The 16,595-nt window shown below is 37.3% G+C and carries 18 protein-coding genes, 1 pseudogene and 1 riboswitch; of the genes and pseudogenes, 6 read left to right on the forward strand and 13 right to left on the reverse strand.

The window, feature by feature from the left end:
• Nucleotides 1-254: 254 nt before the first annotated feature.
• The 3 genes from HGD76_RS07135 to HGD76_RS07145 all read right to left on the reverse strand — a co-directional run bounded on the left by HGD76_RS07135 (nt 255) and on the right by HGD76_RS07145 (nt 1,865).
• Nucleotides 255-830, reverse strand: a complete 576-nt coding sequence (locus tag HGD76_RS07135) for a DUF924 family protein (protein WP_168633831.1) — start codon at nt 828-830, stop codon at nt 255-257.
• Nucleotides 831-835: 5 nt separating this feature from the next.
• Complete coding sequence (locus tag HGD76_RS07140) at nt 836-1,402, reverse strand: SRPBCC family protein (RefSeq protein WP_015081166.1); 567 nt, start codon at nt 1,400-1,402, stop codon at nt 836-838.
• A 325-nt stretch (nt 1,403-1,727) separates the two neighbouring features.
• Nucleotides 1,728-1,865 carry a hypothetical protein gene (locus tag HGD76_RS07145; protein WP_168694536.1) on the reverse strand — a complete coding sequence of 46 codons (138 nt, stop codon included), beginning with the start codon at nt 1,863-1,865 and terminating at the stop codon, nt 1,728-1,730.
• A gap of 61 nt (nt 1,866-1,926) precedes the next feature.
• Between HGD76_RS07145 and HGD76_RS07150 the strand changes: the two genes are divergently transcribed.
• Both HGD76_RS07150 and HGD76_RS07155 read left to right on the forward strand, forming a co-directional pair.
• Nucleotides 1,927-2,487 carry an RNA-guided endonuclease InsQ/TnpB family protein gene (locus HGD76_RS07150; RefSeq protein WP_233467086.1) on the forward strand — a complete coding sequence of 187 codons (561 nt, stop codon included), beginning with the start codon at nt 1,927-1,929 and terminating at the stop codon, nt 2,485-2,487.
• Between the two features lie 810 nt (nt 2,488-3,297).
• Nucleotides 3,298-3,413: riboswitch (cyclic di-AMP (ydaO/yuaA leader) on the forward strand.
• A gap of 155 nt (nt 3,414-3,568) precedes the next feature.
• Nucleotides 3,569-4,213 carry a universal stress protein gene (locus HGD76_RS07155; protein ID WP_168697390.1) on the forward strand — a complete coding sequence of 215 codons (645 nt, stop codon included), beginning with the start codon at nt 3,569-3,571 and terminating at the stop codon, nt 4,211-4,213.
• An 883-nt stretch (nt 4,214-5,096) separates the two neighbouring features.
• Here HGD76_RS07155 and corA read toward each other — a convergent pair.
• Nucleotides 5,097-6,248, reverse strand: coding sequence for a magnesium/cobalt transporter CorA (corA, locus tag HGD76_RS07160; RefSeq protein WP_148766134.1), 1,152 nt, complete (start codon nt 6,246-6,248; stop codon nt 5,097-5,099).
• A 90-nt stretch (nt 6,249-6,338) separates the two neighbouring features.
• Here corA and HGD76_RS07165 point away from each other — a divergent pair, with 90 nt between their 5' ends.
• From HGD76_RS07165 to HGD76_RS07175, 3 genes are read left to right on the forward strand one after another with little or no spacing between them, the layout of a single operon-like run.
• A complete protein-coding gene (locus HGD76_RS07165; RefSeq protein WP_168695349.1) occupies nt 6,339-6,806 on the forward strand; it encodes a hypothetical protein in 468 nt (155 codons plus the stop codon).
• Nucleotides 6,807-6,835: 29 nt separating this feature from the next.
• A complete protein-coding gene (locus tag HGD76_RS07170; protein WP_168695350.1) occupies nt 6,836-7,642 on the forward strand; it encodes an SDR family oxidoreductase in 807 nt (268 codons plus the stop codon).
• An 18-nt stretch (nt 7,643-7,660) separates the two neighbouring features.
• A complete protein-coding gene (locus HGD76_RS07175; RefSeq protein ID WP_168695351.1) occupies nt 7,661-7,813 on the forward strand; it encodes a hypothetical protein in 153 nt (50 codons plus the stop codon).
• On the opposite strand, the gene HGD76_RS07180 is transcribed toward HGD76_RS07175, so the two are convergent.
• The 3 genes from HGD76_RS07180 to HGD76_RS07190 form a co-directional block, all read right to left on the reverse strand.
• Entirely contained in the window at nt 7,810-8,265 is a 456-nt protein-coding gene (locus HGD76_RS07180; protein WP_168695352.1) for a cupin domain-containing protein, read from the reverse strand. The two genes, HGD76_RS07175 and HGD76_RS07180, sit on opposite strands and share 4 nt — an antisense overlap.
• A gap of 165 nt (nt 8,266-8,430) precedes the next feature.
• A complete protein-coding gene (locus HGD76_RS07185) occupies nt 8,431-8,850 on the reverse strand; it encodes a BON domain-containing protein (RefSeq protein WP_168695353.1) in 420 nt (139 codons plus the stop codon).
• 222 nt (nt 8,851-9,072) lie between these two features.
• Nucleotides 9,073-9,279: a hypothetical protein gene (locus tag HGD76_RS07190; protein WP_168695354.1), complete on the reverse strand. Its 207-nt coding sequence runs from the start codon at nt 9,277-9,279 to the stop codon at nt 9,073-9,075.
• A gap of 123 nt (nt 9,280-9,402) precedes the next feature.
• Between HGD76_RS07190 and HGD76_RS07195 the strand changes: the two genes are divergently transcribed.
• On the forward strand, nt 9,403-10,845 hold the full coding sequence (locus HGD76_RS07195; RefSeq protein WP_168695355.1) for a sensor histidine kinase: 1,443 nt from the start codon (nt 9,403-9,405) through the stop codon (nt 10,843-10,845).
• 439 nt (nt 10,846-11,284) lie between these two features.
• Here the strand turns inward: HGD76_RS07195 and HGD76_RS07200 are convergent, their stop codons facing one another.
• The 6 genes and pseudogenes from HGD76_RS07200 to purF form a co-directional block, all read right to left on the reverse strand.
• Nucleotides 11,285-12,775 (reverse strand): UDP-N-acetylmuramoyl-L-alanyl-D-glutamate--2,6-diaminopimelate ligase, encoded by a 1,491-nt coding sequence (locus HGD76_RS07200; protein ID WP_168695356.1) that lies wholly within the window; start codon nt 12,773-12,775, stop codon nt 11,285-11,287.
• Between the two features lie 54 nt (nt 12,776-12,829).
• Nucleotides 12,830-13,093 carry a glutaredoxin family protein gene (locus tag HGD76_RS07205; protein WP_015083559.1) on the reverse strand — a complete coding sequence of 88 codons (264 nt, stop codon included), beginning with the start codon at nt 13,091-13,093 and terminating at the stop codon, nt 12,830-12,832.
• A gap of 852 nt (nt 13,094-13,945) precedes the next feature.
• A pseudogene (locus HGD76_RS07210) lies at nt 13,946-14,134 on the reverse strand (IS1634 family transposase); the annotation flags it as partial.
• Between the two features lie 370 nt (nt 14,135-14,504).
• Nucleotides 14,505-14,732 (reverse strand): hypothetical protein, encoded by a 228-nt coding sequence (locus HGD76_RS07215; protein WP_148766153.1) that lies wholly within the window; start codon nt 14,730-14,732, stop codon nt 14,505-14,507.
• Nucleotides 14,719-14,985 (reverse strand): hypothetical protein, encoded by a 267-nt coding sequence (locus HGD76_RS07220; protein ID WP_148766155.1) that lies wholly within the window; start codon nt 14,983-14,985, stop codon nt 14,719-14,721. The genes HGD76_RS07215 and HGD76_RS07220 overlap by 14 nt, the downstream gene beginning before the upstream one ends.
• A 139-nt stretch (nt 14,986-15,124) precedes the next feature.
• Nucleotides 15,125-16,585 carry an amidophosphoribosyltransferase gene (gene purF / locus HGD76_RS07225; protein WP_168695357.1) on the reverse strand — a complete coding sequence of 487 codons (1,461 nt, stop codon included), beginning with the start codon at nt 16,583-16,585 and terminating at the stop codon, nt 15,125-15,127.
• Nucleotides 16,586-16,595 lie beyond the last annotated feature (10 nt).

The raw sequence follows: 16,595 nt of genomic DNA on the forward strand, positions 1-16,595 counted from the left end.
TCTAAAGACGTAGATTAAAAGATTTTTAGTAAAATTAAGCACGATTTATAGAAAGCAGCGCACTAAAAAAGGGAGTTGTGGAAATAACCCCCTGACTTAATGCTTTATGACTGGACAAATTAAAACGTTTACTTATAGATATGTAAAGAAAAATTTCCTAGGAGGCTACTGTATGCTACGGAAACACATACTCACAGAGAATTAACAGTTTCAAACCCACATAGAGTGCGGGGGAAAATAACCCAATCCCCAACTTAAAATGAAGAACCAGGTTCTTCCAAAAATTCTTCTTCCTCTGGGGTAGAAATACGTCCTAAAATGGCGTTACGATGGGGAAAACGACCAAATCGGGCAATTATTTCCTTGTGTCGAAAAGCTGATTCAATCGCTTTTGCACTATAGGGATCATGACTAAGTTGTTGAAATAGCTTAATGCACTTGCGTTGATCAATCGGGTCTTCACTGTGTTCAAAGGGTAAATATATGAACCAGCGTTGCACAGCCAATAATTTTCTATCATAGCCTTTGTTTGTGGCGTGTTGCGCTAATGACAGTGCTTCCCAGTCCGTTGCAAAGGCTTGTGGGGTATCACGAAACATATTTCGGGGAAATTGATCTAGCAACAGAATTAAAGCTAGACAAGTTTCTGGTGAATTCATCCAATCATGCAAATATCCGGCTACCGCTTGTTGGTAATCTTCCAGAAAAAGGTCGCGGACTTTAGCATCGAAATCCGGTTGTTTTTCAAACCAAAATGGTTGAATTTTCCCGTAGTTTGGGTCATTAGGATGACCAAACCAAAAATCCAAAATAGTTGTTACCTGTGACATTGCTATTATTGATGATTACAAAGCACCTGTCGCATTTTACATAGATTTGCTGGTAACTCCAAATTCATTGCTTGTTCAATAAAAATTGAGGGAATGGGAATATTGGGAGTGGCTTGTACCGTATAAGCTAACAGAGTACCATTACCCATATCTTTAAGTTCTAACTTGGCGTGAAAATCTGTAAATGAGCCTTTTTCCATCTGAAAGTGGATTTGCTGTCCTAATACTTCCACCACAGTCAGATAAATTTCTACTTGGGCTGTAAAAAATAAAAAAGCTTTTTGTGCTGCTTGATACAGACGCTTGACATCACCTCTGGATATAACTTCGCTTTTAGTAACATCGGGAAAATATTGTACCCAACGGGGGTAATCTGTAATTTGTTGCCAGACATGGGATCTAACTAGTGGTACATACATACAAGCGGTAACAGCACCGCCCCAGTTAGTATGAGAGCGAATTTCTGTGAAGACTTCTCCCTGAATGAGTAATCTTTGCTGATCTTGATTCCAAAGGGTATCTAATAGAGGTAGCTTGGCGTAAGCGACATTTTTAAGATTTGAGGTTGACATATATAATGCAGATATAGTGATTTTGGTAACTTTTTAAGTGATTAACCTTGATGATTTCATTGAGTTTAACTCACTTAATTCTAATTACAGTTCAACTTATGGAGTTTTCGCAGATAATTAGTCTCAAGTTCATTTTCAATAATAGTACCTTAGCCATTTCTTGTAGCGTCTTGATTGTCAAGCGATAGCGCAACCCAACGCATTTGTTGGGTTATGGCTCCACCACACTATGGCTAACGCCTCCCTTGAGGGGTAGAAACAGCTTGATAATTTCTACCCATAACTAGCCTTATGTTACTGTTTGTCCAAGTCTTCAATAAGTTGATCAACAAAATCCCTCAACCGTTGCTGCTGTGTCAGGGACGGCTTTAATTTTTTCCCTGACTCCAGGTAAAACCTTAAATTGCAAAGGTGATTTATCGTACGCTACCTGATTTTGTGGTTTAAATTTAATCCGAGGCATTGCCAAATCCTAATATGTCTGATATACTAGACATCATAGCACAACATTGAAGGTCGAATCAATGCTTTTATCATTCAAAACTGCACTAATTCCAAATAACCGACAGATTACAGCTTTTCGCAAGGCTTCTGGAGTCGCTAGACACGCTTACAACTGGGCAAATGCTCAAATCATAGATATTTTAGCTACTCGCAAAGAAGGCGAAAAACTTAAATTACCATCAGCGATTGACTTGCATAAAAAGTTAGTCGCCGAGGTTAAATCTGAACACGCTTGGTATTACGAAGTTAACAAAAATGTCCCACAAAAGGCGTTAACTGACTTACGCCAAGCATGGGATAGGTGTTTTTCCAAAACATCGAAACAACCCCGATTCAAGAAAAAAGGACAGCACGATTCTTTTTATTTAGAGTCAGGGACTAAGGCGAAACCGTTAATTAAAAACGATGGTAAAAGAATTGAATTACCGTCAATTGGCTGGGTACGATTAGCCATACCTTTACCGATTACAGTAACTCATAATTGCGTGATTTCTAGACAGGCTGATAAATGGTTTATTTCTGTTAAATACGAAGTTGAAAGCGTAGCGGTTCCTTTGAGGAACTACGGTCAGAAACGGTAAGTTCTACCGAGATTGTTTGTGGAGCGGGCAAACAAGATTGGAAGTCATTCTAAGACCGCGATGAAGCAGGAAATAAACACTAAGATTATCGCTGTCCAGATGTGTCTAGACTTTGGTAATTTTGGGTAAGTTTTATAGAACGGAACTGGATTATAAAATTAAGACAGATTAATAATTGCTATCTCAAGCATGATTCTAACACACAAGCGTTGGTTATTATCTTATTGGTTGGGTATCTTAGCTGCTCTTTTATTCAATTCATAAATGAGATAAACATAAAATGCACAATTTTTTAAATTTCAAAAAAGAAAAATTACTGCGTCAATAACTCCCCCACCGTTCTGATGTTATTGATGATTATTGATTTCAAACAAAGATGCAAAATTATTCTTAGCGTCTTTACGCGAAATTAAATCAGCATATATCAAGTTATTAGTAAACGAAGTGCTAAAAAATGCTAATGACTCTGCAAAAATTAGCATTGTTAACAAACACTAGCTAATCATAAGCTTAACAGTAACAACCAATAAGTATGATGAACACAGTAGCAGAGGGATAAAACCAGAAGTTAATTTTTCCTAGACTTTGGTAAATAGCCATTAAACATAGTTTAACAATGAATTATGGCTAAATTCTGACTTCTAAATTTTTGCTAAGTTGAAGTAGTTTAAATCATTAAATATTAGAGAAAATAGGGGAAATCAGTAATTAAGCTGCTCACTACAAGCATATCCTCAATATTCTTAAACTTGACTTTATCTAAACCTAGTGCAATAGTATTACTATATTTTTAGTGGGTAGCCTAATCCAAATTCATGAAAGCTGAATTTGAAGCGGAGGAACCAAGTATTTGGGGCTAATCTTATGAGAGACACCTTCCAGTCTTAGCCCGTCAGCTAACTCCGTCGGCAATGGAAGGAACCTCCAAAACTTTGGCTGTAACACCAGTTATGATTGGGGCTTCCTTAATCAATTGCGGATTTTGGATTTAAGATAAATCTAATATCTAAAATTGTTATCCCTGCTTCTCGTTGGTTAATCGTTTCAAGGGAGAGAAGTTAAAACTGTGAAAATCAAAACAATGTTGGCACGTTTGCAAAGTGCGATAGGTCGTGATGACTTAATTGAACAAATGGTGCTATTACCAGAGACTCAAAAATCATTGGCTAAAAGAGGTTCCCAGACAAAATCAGCTAACTTAATTGTCGGCTATAATGGTTCACCTCAAAGTCATACAGCCCTAGATATTGCCTGTTGGATTGCCTACCAAACGAGTTTAGCAACTAACTCGCAAGTTACAGTTCAAGCTGTTTATGTAGTAGAAGAAAACTGCAATTATCAGTATGTTGATATATTCAATGTTGCTGATAATAAAGCTCAATTAGAATGCCAATTAAGTAATATATCAAAGCCAGTCACGTTCCGATTAAATCAACCCAAAAGAACAGCAATTTTACCGCAGTTAGAAAGAGAATCGAGAACTTATCTCCAGGAAGCAGATAGAATTCTTTGGCAAGCAAAAACTTTAGCCGAAGAATGGCAGGGTTCATTTAAATCTCATTTACGGTTTGGTAACATTGTTAAAGAACTTAATCAGGTTGTGGAATTAGAAACTGCTGATATTCTATTTTTAGGCTGCAAATCTATCAATCATCCGCTGATTGAAACACTAGGTCATAATTTTCCTTGTGCAGTTTTAGGTATTCCTAATTGTATTGATGAATAATCTCGGTTTTGAATTACAGTAAGTAGAACGGCTTGAATAATTCAAAGTTTGTAGTGAGGAATTTATTCCTCATTTGAGGGCTGAAGCCCTTACTACGAAATCATCTCCAGATTTTTTACATTACTTAATCTACTTTGATTTATTTTCGTCTACTTACTTAATTTGAAATTCCATTCTTACAGAGGAAACAAAGAACTGGCAAGAGGGTGGGGTCTAAATCTCACCCAAAACTTGCTACTTACAGCACTTTCCGGTGTTATGAGGTACATATATAGCGGGCAAGACTTGTACTGAGCTTGCGATGCCCTGAGCCTGTCGAAGGGTCGAAGTATGCCTGCACTACAAGAGTTTCATAATTCAAGTTGGTATCTCATTAGAGCGAAATCTGCTGTATAAAAGTAGAAGAGTAGAGGTTTTGTGACTTCCGTCGTTGGAGACAGGAAACAAACGCACAAATATTTGTACTGAGTTTTTTCATAATTAAAAATACTTAAAAAGCCTGTATCGTCTCCTTTTTAATTATTAATTTTTAATTCTGCCCTGCGGTACTAGCCAATTTTTAAGCGATAATGGGAACATAAGAAAATGGAGTTAATAAATAATACCTTCACCAAATTGGAAAAAGCCTTGATTCGTAACAAAAATGCCAAAGGTATTGAGAAAAATACTCCTTTTGTTAAATAACTAGTTAAGCACTAGTAAGTAGAGGTGGAATATGACAACCCAAAATTTGCTGATCCCTCATGCTTATACGTATCTGCTTGTGAAAATTGGTGTTTTAGTTCTAGCATTGTTGCTGTGGTTTATATTTACAGCAGCCCCTGTTATTTAATTGCATTCATCACTTAGAGATGTTTAATCAAACGTCTCTATTTTATCGAATTTAGCGATGAATATCTTTTTGAAAATTAACAGAATTAGTCAACCAACCCCGTCGCCAAAAAAAGTATAGTAAACTGATTGCCACTAACGCCATTACTCCTAAACATAGCGGGTAGCCCCAATACCAATTTAATTCCGGCATATTGTGGGGTGATTTTTCGGTATTGAAATTCATCCCATATACCCCAGCAATAAAAGTCAAAGGAATAAAAATAGAAGAAACCACCGTCAGCAGTTTCATGATTTCATTCATTTTATTACTAATTGCTGATAAATACACATCCATTAAACCAGCTACTAATTCTCGATAAGTTTCCACTATATCCATGACTTGAACTGCGTGATCATAACAGTCTCTTAGATAAATTCTCACATCATCACTAATTAATTCACTCCCATCTCTAATTAAAGAATTAATTGCATCTCTTTGTGGCCAAATTGCGCGACGTAGTTGTAATAATTCCCGCCGAATTTGATATATTTTTTGCAATGTTTGTTGACTAGGATTAACGATTACTTCCTCCTCTAAATCATCAATTCTTTCCCCATACAGTTCTAAAACTGGGAAAAATCCATCAATAATTGCGTCTAATAAAGAATAAGCCAAGTAATCACTATTTTGTCTGCGGATAATACCTTTATTCTTATTAATTCTCATTCTCACCCCATCAAAACAATCATGTTCTGGTTCTTCTTGCACTGTCAAAACATAATATTTACCTAAAACTAAACTCACTTGTTCACTATAAAAACCGCCATTATTATGATTAGGTACAACCATGTGGGCAATAATCACTAATTGCTCTTCATAATCCTCGATTTTTGGTCGTTCTACCATGTTGACAATATCTTCTAAAATTAGAGTATGTAAATCAAAAGTTTGACCTAAACGATGCAAAATATCTGTACTACCTAAACCTTGAACATCTACCCAAGAAACGGATTCTGTATCCAAATAATTAAGACATTCTTCTGGATAACTTATTTGTTTCTGAATCAGTTGAGTTTGGTTATAGTCAATCAGAAAAATAATTGGTTGTTCAGCATTTTCATCAACAATGATTGTTCCTGGTGGAGTTCCTGCTTGGTGAAAAAATTCTTTATCGCGTGACTTGTGGATAACTTTGGAAACTCGGCGAATTTTCTTAACCATAAACTTTAAGTCTCTAGATATTACTGATTTAAATCTTAACGCATATCATATAATACTTCTAATTTATCCAGATATAAAAAGCAGAGAAATATGCTTATGCAACCAAATCAGCAAACATTTTGGTTAATTGAACCTGAAGCAAAACCATTGCAGCAGATTATAGGTGGTGGTTTTATTTTACCAGATGGACAAGTAGCGATGGCTAGAATTTTACCACATTCCAGTTATGCCACCTTTCCATCTCTACCATCTTTTCAACAACTGCAAAATCAAAGAGGGAGAAAATTAGTATTTGGAGAAAACTCACGAAATAACTATCATCTCCAAGGTTTTAAACTAGTAAGGGATCAAGATGTAACAGGTATCAGCGGCACTGGTATAGTTGCCATAGGATGTTATTTTCAACTTTTCCATCAAGATATTAGTCAACATTCTGCTAATATTGCAGTTATGCAATGGTTGAAATCACCTAAATCCACAGCCTGGTATACTCAAGGATGGGAACAAATTGCCTTAATTCATGGACATAAAGGTAAAACCAAAATTATTGTAGATTAAATATACCCTATTCCAGAGATATTCCATTTATGAATACTAGTGAAAATCTGATCTTAGTTGTTGGTTCTACCGGTGGAGTTGGACAACTTGTAGTTAGTAAACTATTAGAAAAAGGCTTACCAGTTCGTATTCTCACCAGGAATGCCGAAAAAGCCACAAAAATGTTTAATAACAAAGTAGAAATTGCAATTGGTGATATCTGTAAACCCAGCACATTGACAGCAGCAATGGCAAATATTACCGCCATTATTTGTTGTACAGGAACTACCGCTTTTCCCTCCGCAAGATGGGAATTTAATCAAACCCCCAATATGATCGAATTGGTAATAACTGCATTTAATCCCCAATTTCTAGAAGACAAAGCGAAAAATACCCCGACTAAAGTTGATACTCAAGGTGTAATTAATCTGATCTCCGCAGCACCAAAAAACTTAAACCGCTTCGTGTTTGTTTCTTCCTGCGGAATTCTCCGTAAACATCAATTTCCTTTTAATATTTTGAATCTTTTTGGTGTACTTGATGCTAAAGAAAAAGGAGAACAAGCCATTATTAATTCGGGAATCCCTTATACTATCATTCGTCCCGGACGTTTAACCGATGGCCCTTATACATCCTATGATCTCAATACCCTACTCAAAGCCACAAGTGAAGGTAAATTAAACGTCATTTTTGGAAAAGGAGATACAATTTCCGGTGATACTAGCCGAATTGATGTAGCTGCAACTTGTGTAGAAAGTTTATTTTATCAAAATTCTATTAACAAAGTTTTTGAAATAGTCAATCAAGGAGATAGACCGACTATCATTGATTGGCAAAATCTTTTTTCACAATTATAAAAAAGAGAGCAAAAAAACATGAATTATGAAACTTTTGTAGTGCGGGCATCTTGCCCGCTGGATATGTATCTCATAACACCGGAAAGTGCTGTATATCCCAATGCCAAAATTTCCCAAGAATTAAGTTCCCTTGCCATAACAACAATTTTTCCCGTCTACCTACTTACTTAAAAAAACTTCAAAGAATCTAATCTTCCCAGAATAGTCATATCTTCAGCATCTAATTCCACAGGAATACCACTGCGAATTAGTTCTGAAAAATCCTCATTAGGAACCATAATTGTTAAGGCATAAAGACGATTTTTACCAGTATTTTTAATTAAATGTGTCCCTGTTGGTGGTACTAACAAACTATCTCCAGCTTTGATATTTACTGTTTTCCCATCACAAATTGCAATGCCTTCTCCTTTAAGGATAAAAAACATTTCTACAGCCCATTGATGCCGATTTGGTGGTGTTTGTCCACCAACATCAAAGATTTCCACACAACAAGTTAAAGAAGTATTAGCACTGGCAGAATCAAAGATAATTGCTAATCGGTTAGAGTCACGGGGACTAATTCGATATGCTTGATAATCTTTGGGAGATTTAATAATGGGAATTACACAACTAGTATCGTACATATTTTTAATGGGTAATTGGTGATGAAGAAATGGGTAGAAAATCCCCAAAAACAGGACTTACTAACTAAAGTAAGCCCTGATAGATTTTAATCTCAAGTTATACCCATTTGAAAAATAGATGATTGCAAAACCAATTCACTATCCCAATGGGATAAAATAGAATGACTAAGGTTTTTTCTCTGTCTTCACTTTAGCTTCTACTTTGACACTTTTCACACCAGCTACTTCCTTGATTAAAGTTTCAGCTTGTGTGATTTCTTGCTGAGAAGTTGCTGTTCCTTTAAGGATAATTGCCCCATTTTTGTTGACTACTTCCAACTTATTCTCAGGTAAACTGGCTTTTAGTTTTTTGCTAATTTCAGTTTTTAAGTCGGTTGTAGATGTAGAAGTTGCAGAAGGAGTTGCAGTAGGAGTTGCAGTAGAATTATCTATAATCCGCGTCGTATCAGAAGCGGGTTTGGCTGGTACAGCAGGAGTTTCACTGGTAGTACCAGTAGTTTCTGAACCTGTTTTTGGTGCTTCTTGACAACCAACCATACCAGCTAATAAAACGCTACTAACGAGAAAAGGAATGAGCTTTTTCATGTTGATTTCCAAAATTGAATACTTGAAGTGATGGATTTTACTGTGAGTGATGCCCAGGAGCAAATCTTAAAAAAGAATTAAATTGCTACACCCAAAAGTCATAAACCAAATACCTGGATAACTGACAATATGACAACTTTCCAATAACTAAATTAAAACGCTTTTATTGAAAAGAGCCAATTTAATTGTACTCATGGCTATAGAATATTGACGGTTTGATGCTCACTGATAGCCACTATCTCTATATTCTCTATCATAGAGACTCAGCCGCATCTTTTTTGGGATTGATAATTGGGGACTGGGGACTGGGAAGTGGGGGAAGTGGAGGAAGTGGGGGAAGTGGGGGAAGTGGGGGAAGTGGGGGAATATTTCTTCCCAATGACAACCGACAACCGACAACTGACAACCGACAAAGAGAGGATATTGCACCTGAATTGTTCGGTTATACCACTTTCTATCTTCACACTAATGACGATAATCTCGTAGATATAGTTTGCAAATGTCTAAATATAACCACCATTAGCTGCTGAAGCAATCAAGAGGTGAAAACCTGTGTACGAATGGATTTTGCCAAGTCTCAAGGAAGTTTTATCTGAAAATCAATCTCATCTTGCTGAGTGTTCCTCGGCTAAAGCAGAACAGCAATGGCGTGTCAGTCTCGCAGCCACGGAAAACTTGCTGTTGAAAACTTTAGCTGCAACTTCACCTGATACTACTCCAGGTTTGGTATTAGCCGCACCTGCACCTTTATTTAGTCACCCCCAACTAACACAACGGTTACAAACGGTAACTTTTACAGCCAGACCTTTTAACCCTTTGGCGTTGATGCCATTCATTATGCCATCAGAAATGGCGCGGAATATAAATAATATAGAAACAAATACTTCCGATAATACTACTTTTCAAGAATCTATCTTACCTTTATTACCGGCTGATCCTTTGGGTGCGGAACAGTTTTGTTTGGTGTTTACAGATAAATTTAGATTAGTTTTGGTTTTGGGGGAACATCAAAATGGTAAAAAAGAGTTTTTGTTTTCCTTTGAACCGGAAATAGTCAAAAAAGCTTGGCAATCTTTAGGTGCTAGGGTAGTTTTAACTAATCCAGAATTGTTTGCTGATTTAGATATTCAGGTGCAAAACTATCCTTTGGTTGCACCAGATTATCACACTATAATTCAATTTAGTCAGTTATTACTTCAAGAATTAACAATTACAGGAAATAATCCAGTTACACATACTTCATCACATTTTCATTCACCAACTCCACCGCCAAAATCTCCATCTCGTTCTGACATAGAATTACTCCAAGCCTTTGCCCATGAAGTTCGTACTCCATTGACAACTATTCGGATGATGACACGGTTACTATTAAAACGGCAGGATTTGCCGGGGAATGTAATCAGTCGTTTAGAAGTTATTGATCATGAATGTACTGAACAAATTGACCGAATGGAGTTATTATTTAAAGCAGCAGAATTAGAGAATTTATCACAACCTTTAAAATTGGCTAATTCACACTTGACCCCAATGTGTTTAGAGGATATTTTACTGCAAAGTATTCCCCGTTGGCAACAAGCAGCAACTCGGCGTAATTTAACTTTAAATGTGGTTTTACCGAAGCAATTCCCCACGGTGGTTAGTAATCCGGCGATGTTAGACCGGGTACTTACTGGTTTAATAGAGAATTTTACTCGCAGTTTACCTGCTGGTAGTTGTATTCAGGTGCAAGTAATGACTGCTGGTGATCAGCTAAAATTGCAATTATCTCCTCAGTTTGATTGTCAAGATAAAGGCTATACAACAACACCACCAATTCGCAAATCTTTAGGTCAATTATTAATGTTTCAGCCGGAAACAGGGGCAATTAGTTTAAATATGGCAGCAACTAAGCATTTATTTCAAGCAATTGGTGGAAAGTTGATTGTGCGTCAACGTCCTCAAAATGGGGAAGTATTAACAATTTTCTTACCTTTGGAAGTCGGTCATCAAGTTTGACACTCTCAGGTCTAAAGACACTGAGATTCTTTAATCAATGAGCCAACTTACAATTGCTGGATTACTCCAACAAAAACAGAGGTCGATTCTCCTAAAGCGTTAATGACCGTATCCCTACCGTACTCGATTTTTGTATTTCATTTTTCACCAAATTTAGCTTTCCTAAACTGCAATACTGTTAGGTATGACTACGCACTCAACCAAATTAGTTAAGTTTTTACGTTGTTTAGTTATACTTAAATTATGGAACTTTTGAAAGTATATCACACCTACTGTTACTAGTCAACGAGTTAGGCTAAATATTTTCGCCCGTGTCGCTTATATCTCAGCACGCTTTGTGACTGAGCTTTACGCTTACCGAGTAATCTTGTAAAATAGATTTTTTGCAACTTGGTGCGAAACAAGGGCGGGGAAACCCCACCCCTTGAAGATGGGTTAATTAATTTTGGCTATTTATTCTTTGCTGTAAAGCTTCCCGTGCTTGTTCTCTGTCGTCAAAATGAATTTTTTCAGTACCTAGAATTTGATAGTCTTCGTGACCCTTCCCGGCTAATAATACACCGTCTCCAGGTTGAGCCTGTAAAATAGCCGTCCGAATTGCGGTAGCGCGATCGCTCACAACCATTGGTTGTACTATATCAGGAATACCTGCTAATACGTCCTGTAATATCTTTTCTGGGTTTTCTGTACGGGGGTTGTCTGATGTCACTACTGCTAAATCTGCGAGTTCAGCCGCTATTTTACCCATTTTTGGACGTTTAGTGCGATCGCGGTCTCCTCCACAACCAAACACACAAATCATTTTACCAGGAATAAACGGCCGGGCAGCTTTCAGTAAATTCTCCAAACTATCGGGAGTATGGGCATAATCTACAATCACGCTAATATCTTGCTGTGGATGAATTTGCACCCGTTCCATGCGGCCAGGAACGCCGGGAAACCCAGGAATGGCATTTGCTACCAATTGCAAATCTAAACCCACATGGACAACCGCACCCACAGCAGCTAAAAGATTTTCTAAGTTATATTGACCAACTAAAGGACAACTAAAATCTACATTTTCTTGGGGAGTATGTAAAATTCCGCTCACACCATTTGGTTGATAATTTAAATCACTCATCCAAAAATCAGCGGTACTATCATTAACGCTATAACTCCAAACCTGTTCTGGACTCAAGGACGCAATTATCCGTTTACCATAAGCATCATCAGCGTTGATAATTGCCCGTCCGTGGAGATAATTGGGACTAAATAACAACGCTTTCGCGGCAAAATAGTCCTCCATATCCTTGTGATAGTCCAAATGGTCTTGGGTAAGGTTGGTAAATACCCCCACTTCAAAAGCACAATTCAAAACTCTACCCTGGTGCAAAGCATGAGAACTAACTTCCATTACCCCAGTTTCACAACCAGCATTCATGGCCTTAGCTAATTGTTGCTGCAAATCTACTGCAAAAGGAGTAGTATTCACAGCAGTTTCCTCAAAACCAGGCCAGCGGGTGTAAAGTGTGCCTATTAACGCCGTCGGTAAATTAGCGTGAGTTAGGAAATATTCAATCAGGTGAGTGGTGGTAGTTTTACCATTTGTCCCCGTCACACCCACCATTTTCAGTTTTTGTCCAGGATAACCATAAAAAGCTGCGGCTATTTGAGCGCAGGCTTTAGTCATATTATCGGCACTAATGACTACAGAGTTAGCTGTAGGCGGATTTTTCTGCATTGCTTCCGAAGAAATAATCGCCGCTACAGCACCAGCAGCTAAAGCACCTGGCCAAAACTCTCCACCGTCTACTCTAGTTCCTGGCATTCCGATAAACAAATCTCCCACCGTGCAAGCATGGGAATTAGTTTTAAGTCCCTGAATATCAATATCTGGTATATTTACAGAATTAATCCCATCTACAGTCGCTAATAATTCCCGTAATTTCATCTGGTGAACCTCGCCACAAGCTTGTCTTGCGCTTATTCTGCATCATTTTGTCATCTATTGGGAGACATATTGACCTAACATTTTTTCTAAACGTTCGATACTGAGACGGGGAGAAGGACGGGGTATCAGTTTTTCTGTGCCGTCCCTGGTGACTAAATGCAGTACCGGGATTTCGTATTGATATGCTGCAAACCAATCTTCACGGGTGGTAATATCTCGAATTTCTAGCTGGAAACTGAGATTTTTGATTTGTGCTAGTTTTTCCTGTAAGCCTTCACAAAGATGACAACCGGGTTTGCTGTAGAGAATTAATTGCATGGGTGGAGATTTAAACGATGAAAATGTATTTTATGATTATTTTAACTGAATATATAAAAAATGTCAGAATTAGGATACTCACCGATTAAAGGATTAACAGGATAAGAAAGTAGATAATAGTTAATAAAATTTTGTAGATATTAAAATTATATAGATGATAATTTTAACTATTTTTACGTGTTATTTCTCAAAAATCCATGGCCAAGTAGATTTATTCTGTCTGATTAATGTTTGCTAACTTTCACAGAAAATCTACAAACTGCAATCCTGTACATCCTTAAATCCTGGATATCCTGATTCTGACAAGGAAGCCAGGGAATTAATTCCCTGTCTAAAAGCTAAAGTCGGTTTAAACCGACTATTGGGAATAATTGAATCTTACATTTATTTTCATCAGGTAAAAAGTCAATCAAATCCTGTAAATCCTAAAATCCTGGATATGCTGATTCTGACAATTAAATATTGAGGCGCGGGCAAGATGCCCACCCCACAAGATGATAGAATTATCTAAACTACAACCCACATTCCGCACCCCAAAATGTTACAGAGGGAAATTACGGAGATGAAAATCAAAGGGAGCATCAAAACAAACAGATAAAGTGAAAAAAGGCATTTGAGAAACAGTAAATCACCAAAAATGTCATCAAAATCTATTCTCAATAAGAAGCAATAAGAATGCACACCACCTGGAGAGGTCAATAGATAAGCGAAAGGAGATATTCAAGAAATAATTATAAGTTAGACTAATCAATTAAAGTAAAAAACGAAATTATAGACATAGTAAAATGGAGCTATAAATCAAAGAGATTAGCTCATCTTTACTCATAGAAATTAAATTTATAGAGATGATAATTAGCTGACTAATTGATAGTAACGTAAACAATCATCTGGTAAAAGACTCAAGATAAAATCTCTGTCCTTATTCCAATTAGAAATATGTTTCTCCTGATTGAGTGTAACCAAATGAATACACTGAAAGCATTGAAAAATCCAGCGTAAAGTAGGACGATTAGTTGCTTTGCCTAATTGATTTTTAATCCCACATTCCGCACCCCCCGGTGTCACAATCGGTAATTTCGGACTTTTTAATATATTAAAGGATGATTTTTATACAAAAAGGTCGAAATTTTATGTGGCTATCGCTAATCCCAAATCCCCCAACGACCATTTTTCGTTGTGTGACAGTTTAGGGTGCGGAAGATGGGTTAAAAGAAGATAATATTCCTATTCCAGAGTCTTCACCTACAAGTAATCTCATCAATGAACTTCGTAAAACTCCATCATCTGACCTTTTAGAAAGCTGTATATTTTGTCGTCCTGAAAAACATCAATGATTTATTTAAATCTACTCACCTGGCTTTAATTGCTTCTAAAGCATACCTTTAGTTTTTGAGTAGCCGCAGTATTTTAATTATACATGATAAGCAGTGATTACCTTTTTCTGATCAGGAGTATAAATAGATTCTACTCTTGGGTATTGTTCATGAACCCACCAAACTTTAATTCTGTTACCTTGCGCTGGAGCAGTTCCCGATATAGAATAACCAGCATCAATCATTAATTTTTCAAATTGATTTGCATCTAAAATTGTACATTTAAACTTTGGTAGTCCCTGTATTTGATGCTTATTGAGGGTCATAACTACCCTGATAAGTTGTGAATATCTTATAACCTGGTAATACTAAAGCCATACCCACATTACTATGTATCGTACCTGGATATCTGTAAGGTTGATCATCAGGAATAGCACCACCAAACCGAATATGTATTCCTGGTAGCCATAAGTAAAATCCAGGAATTAATAAATCCATACTGTAAGCTATTTCTCTCATTGCTTCATGAGTGAAGTTATTGCTTGTCAGTGTAAAATTGGTGTTTGTAATGTTCAACATAAGTTTTCAATCTCCAATTAGGAATTGTGACAAGAGGAATTAGTTTCAATTAATGTTCTATTTTATCCCCAAAATTGACAATTGACAATTATAAATTATCAATTATCAATTTAATTACTTCTTGGATATTCCCGATTTCCTAAACTACAACCTTTTCCAAAATCAACTTAGAACGCTTCATTTTTTCAGGAATAGCCACGGGATAATTACCAGTAAAACAAGCTGAACAAAAACTATTAGTATCTTCTCTGGTGGTTTCTAACATTCCTTCCCAACTCAAATAAGCCAAACTATCAACTTGTAATTGCTTGGCTATTTCTTCGACTGATTTTGTCGCCGCAATTAATTGATCTTGGGTATCAGTATCAATACCATAGAAACAAGGATGAGTTACAGGAGGAGAAGAAATTCTCATGTGGACTTCGGACACACCAGCATCACGCAAGGCTTGCACAAGTTTGCGGCTAGTAGTTCCCCGGACAATGGAATCATCAATAATTACAACTCGCTTACCGAATAAGACATCTTTAAGGGGATTAAGTTTCATTTTAATCCCTGATTCCCGCATGGCTTGGGTAGGTTGAATAAAGGTGCGACCGACGTAGCGATTTTTAATCAGTCCTTCACCATAAGCTATACCAGAAGCTTGGGAAAAACCAATGGCCGCAGGAATACCAGAATCAGGAACACCAAACACTAAATCAGCTTCTACAGGGGCTTCAGCCGCCATTTTCCGTCCTAACCGCATTCGATAACTATATAAAGTTTCGTTGTGCATGAGGCTATCAGGACGGGCAAAATAGATCATTTCAAAGATGCAAAGTTTGCGTTCTGATTGTTGATGCCATTGAAATGATTCTAAACCAGTTTCAGTGATCCAAACCAATTCTCCAGGGGCAACATCACGCAGATATTCCGCACCGATAATATCTAAACCGCAGGTTTCGGAAGCGAGAACATAACGGACTGGGTTACTATCTAAAGTACCAATAACTAAGGGACGAATGCCGTTGGGGTCACGGACTCCCATTATACCATCAGGTGTGGCAATAGTCAGACTAAATGCACCCTCGCAACGATGAAAGGCACTCATAGCCCCTGTTACCCAATCTGCACCAGCGTTGACTTCTTGAGCGATCGCATAAGCAATCATTTCCGAGTCCGTGGTCGTGATTAAGTTAAACTTATCTTTGAGCAACTCTTCTCGCAATTTTACGGTATTGACTAAATTACCATTATGTGCTAGAGCTAATAAACCCAACCGAGTTTCTACTACAGCGGGTTGGGCGTTAACTTTGCGACTAGAACCGGTAGTGGAATAGCGATTATGACCAACTGCCAAATTTCCGGGTAATTGATCTAAAATGATTTCATTAAAGACTTGAGACACCAAACCCATATCTTTGTGCTGGTGGACACGCGTACCCTCAAAGGTAGCAATTCCAGCAGATTCTTGACCCCGATGCTGAAGAGCATACAATCCAAAGTAGGTCAATTTAGCAACGTCTTGTTCTGGGGCATAGATGCCAAACACACCACAAGCTTCTTCTGGCTTGTCACAGGCGTTTTCATCCGAGGTAACGGAATTAAGGGGAATCATGCTGGTATTG

It is taken from the genome of Dolichospermum flos-aquae CCAP 1403/13F, assembly GCF_012516395.1.
In the GTDB taxonomy this organism is placed as follows: Bacteria; Cyanobacteriota; Cyanobacteriia; order Cyanobacteriales; family Nostocaceae; genus Dolichospermum; species Dolichospermum lemmermannii.

Excerpts from the sequence above, each read along its gene's own strand:
- HGD76_RS07135 (WP_168633831.1), bottom strand. The coding sequence starts at position 830 with ATGTCACAGGTAACAACTATTTTGGATTTTTGGTTTGGTCATCCTAAT.
- HGD76_RS07140 (WP_015081166.1), bottom strand. The coding sequence starts at position 1,402 with ATGTCAACCTCAAATCTTAAAAATGTCGCTTACGCCAAGCTACCTCTA.
- HGD76_RS07145 (WP_168694536.1), bottom strand. The coding sequence starts at position 1,865 with ATGCCTCGGATTAAATTTAAACCACAAAATCAGGTAGCGTACGATAAA.
- HGD76_RS07150 (WP_233467086.1), top strand. The coding sequence starts at position 1,927 with ATGCTTTTATCATTCAAAACTGCACTAATTCCAAATAACCGACAGATT.
- HGD76_RS07155 (WP_168697390.1), top strand. The coding sequence starts at position 3,569 with ATGTTGGCACGTTTGCAAAGTGCGATAGGTCGTGATGACTTAATTGAA.
- corA (WP_148766134.1), bottom strand. The coding sequence starts at position 6,248 with ATGGTTAAGAAAATTCGCCGAGTTTCCAAAGTTATCCACAAGTCACGC.
- HGD76_RS07165 (WP_168695349.1), top strand. The coding sequence starts at position 6,339 with ATGCTTATGCAACCAAATCAGCAAACATTTTGGTTAATTGAACCTGAA.
- HGD76_RS07170 (WP_168695350.1), top strand. The coding sequence starts at position 6,836 with ATGAATACTAGTGAAAATCTGATCTTAGTTGTTGGTTCTACCGGTGGA.
- HGD76_RS07175 (WP_168695351.1), top strand. The coding sequence starts at position 7,661 with ATGAATTATGAAACTTTTGTAGTGCGGGCATCTTGCCCGCTGGATATG.
- HGD76_RS07180 (WP_168695352.1), bottom strand. The coding sequence starts at position 8,265 with ATGTACGATACTAGTTGTGTAATTCCCATTATTAAATCTCCCAAAGAT.
- HGD76_RS07185 (WP_168695353.1), bottom strand. The coding sequence starts at position 8,850 with ATGAAAAAGCTCATTCCTTTTCTCGTTAGTAGCGTTTTATTAGCTGGT.
- HGD76_RS07200 (WP_168695356.1), bottom strand. The coding sequence starts at position 12,775 with ATGAAATTACGGGAATTATTAGCGACTGTAGATGGGATTAATTCTGTA.
- HGD76_RS07205 (WP_015083559.1), bottom strand. The coding sequence starts at position 13,093 with ATGCAATTAATTCTCTACAGCAAACCCGGTTGTCATCTTTGTGAAGGC.
- HGD76_RS07215 (WP_148766153.1), bottom strand. The coding sequence starts at position 14,732 with ATGACCCTCAATAAGCATCAAATACAGGGACTACCAAAGTTTAAATGT.
- HGD76_RS07220 (WP_148766155.1), bottom strand. The coding sequence starts at position 14,985 with ATGTTGAACATTACAAACACCAATTTTACACTGACAAGCAATAACTTC.
- purF (WP_168695357.1), bottom strand. The coding sequence starts at position 16,585 with ATGATTCCCCTTAATTCCGTTACCTCGGATGAAAACGCCTGTGACAAG.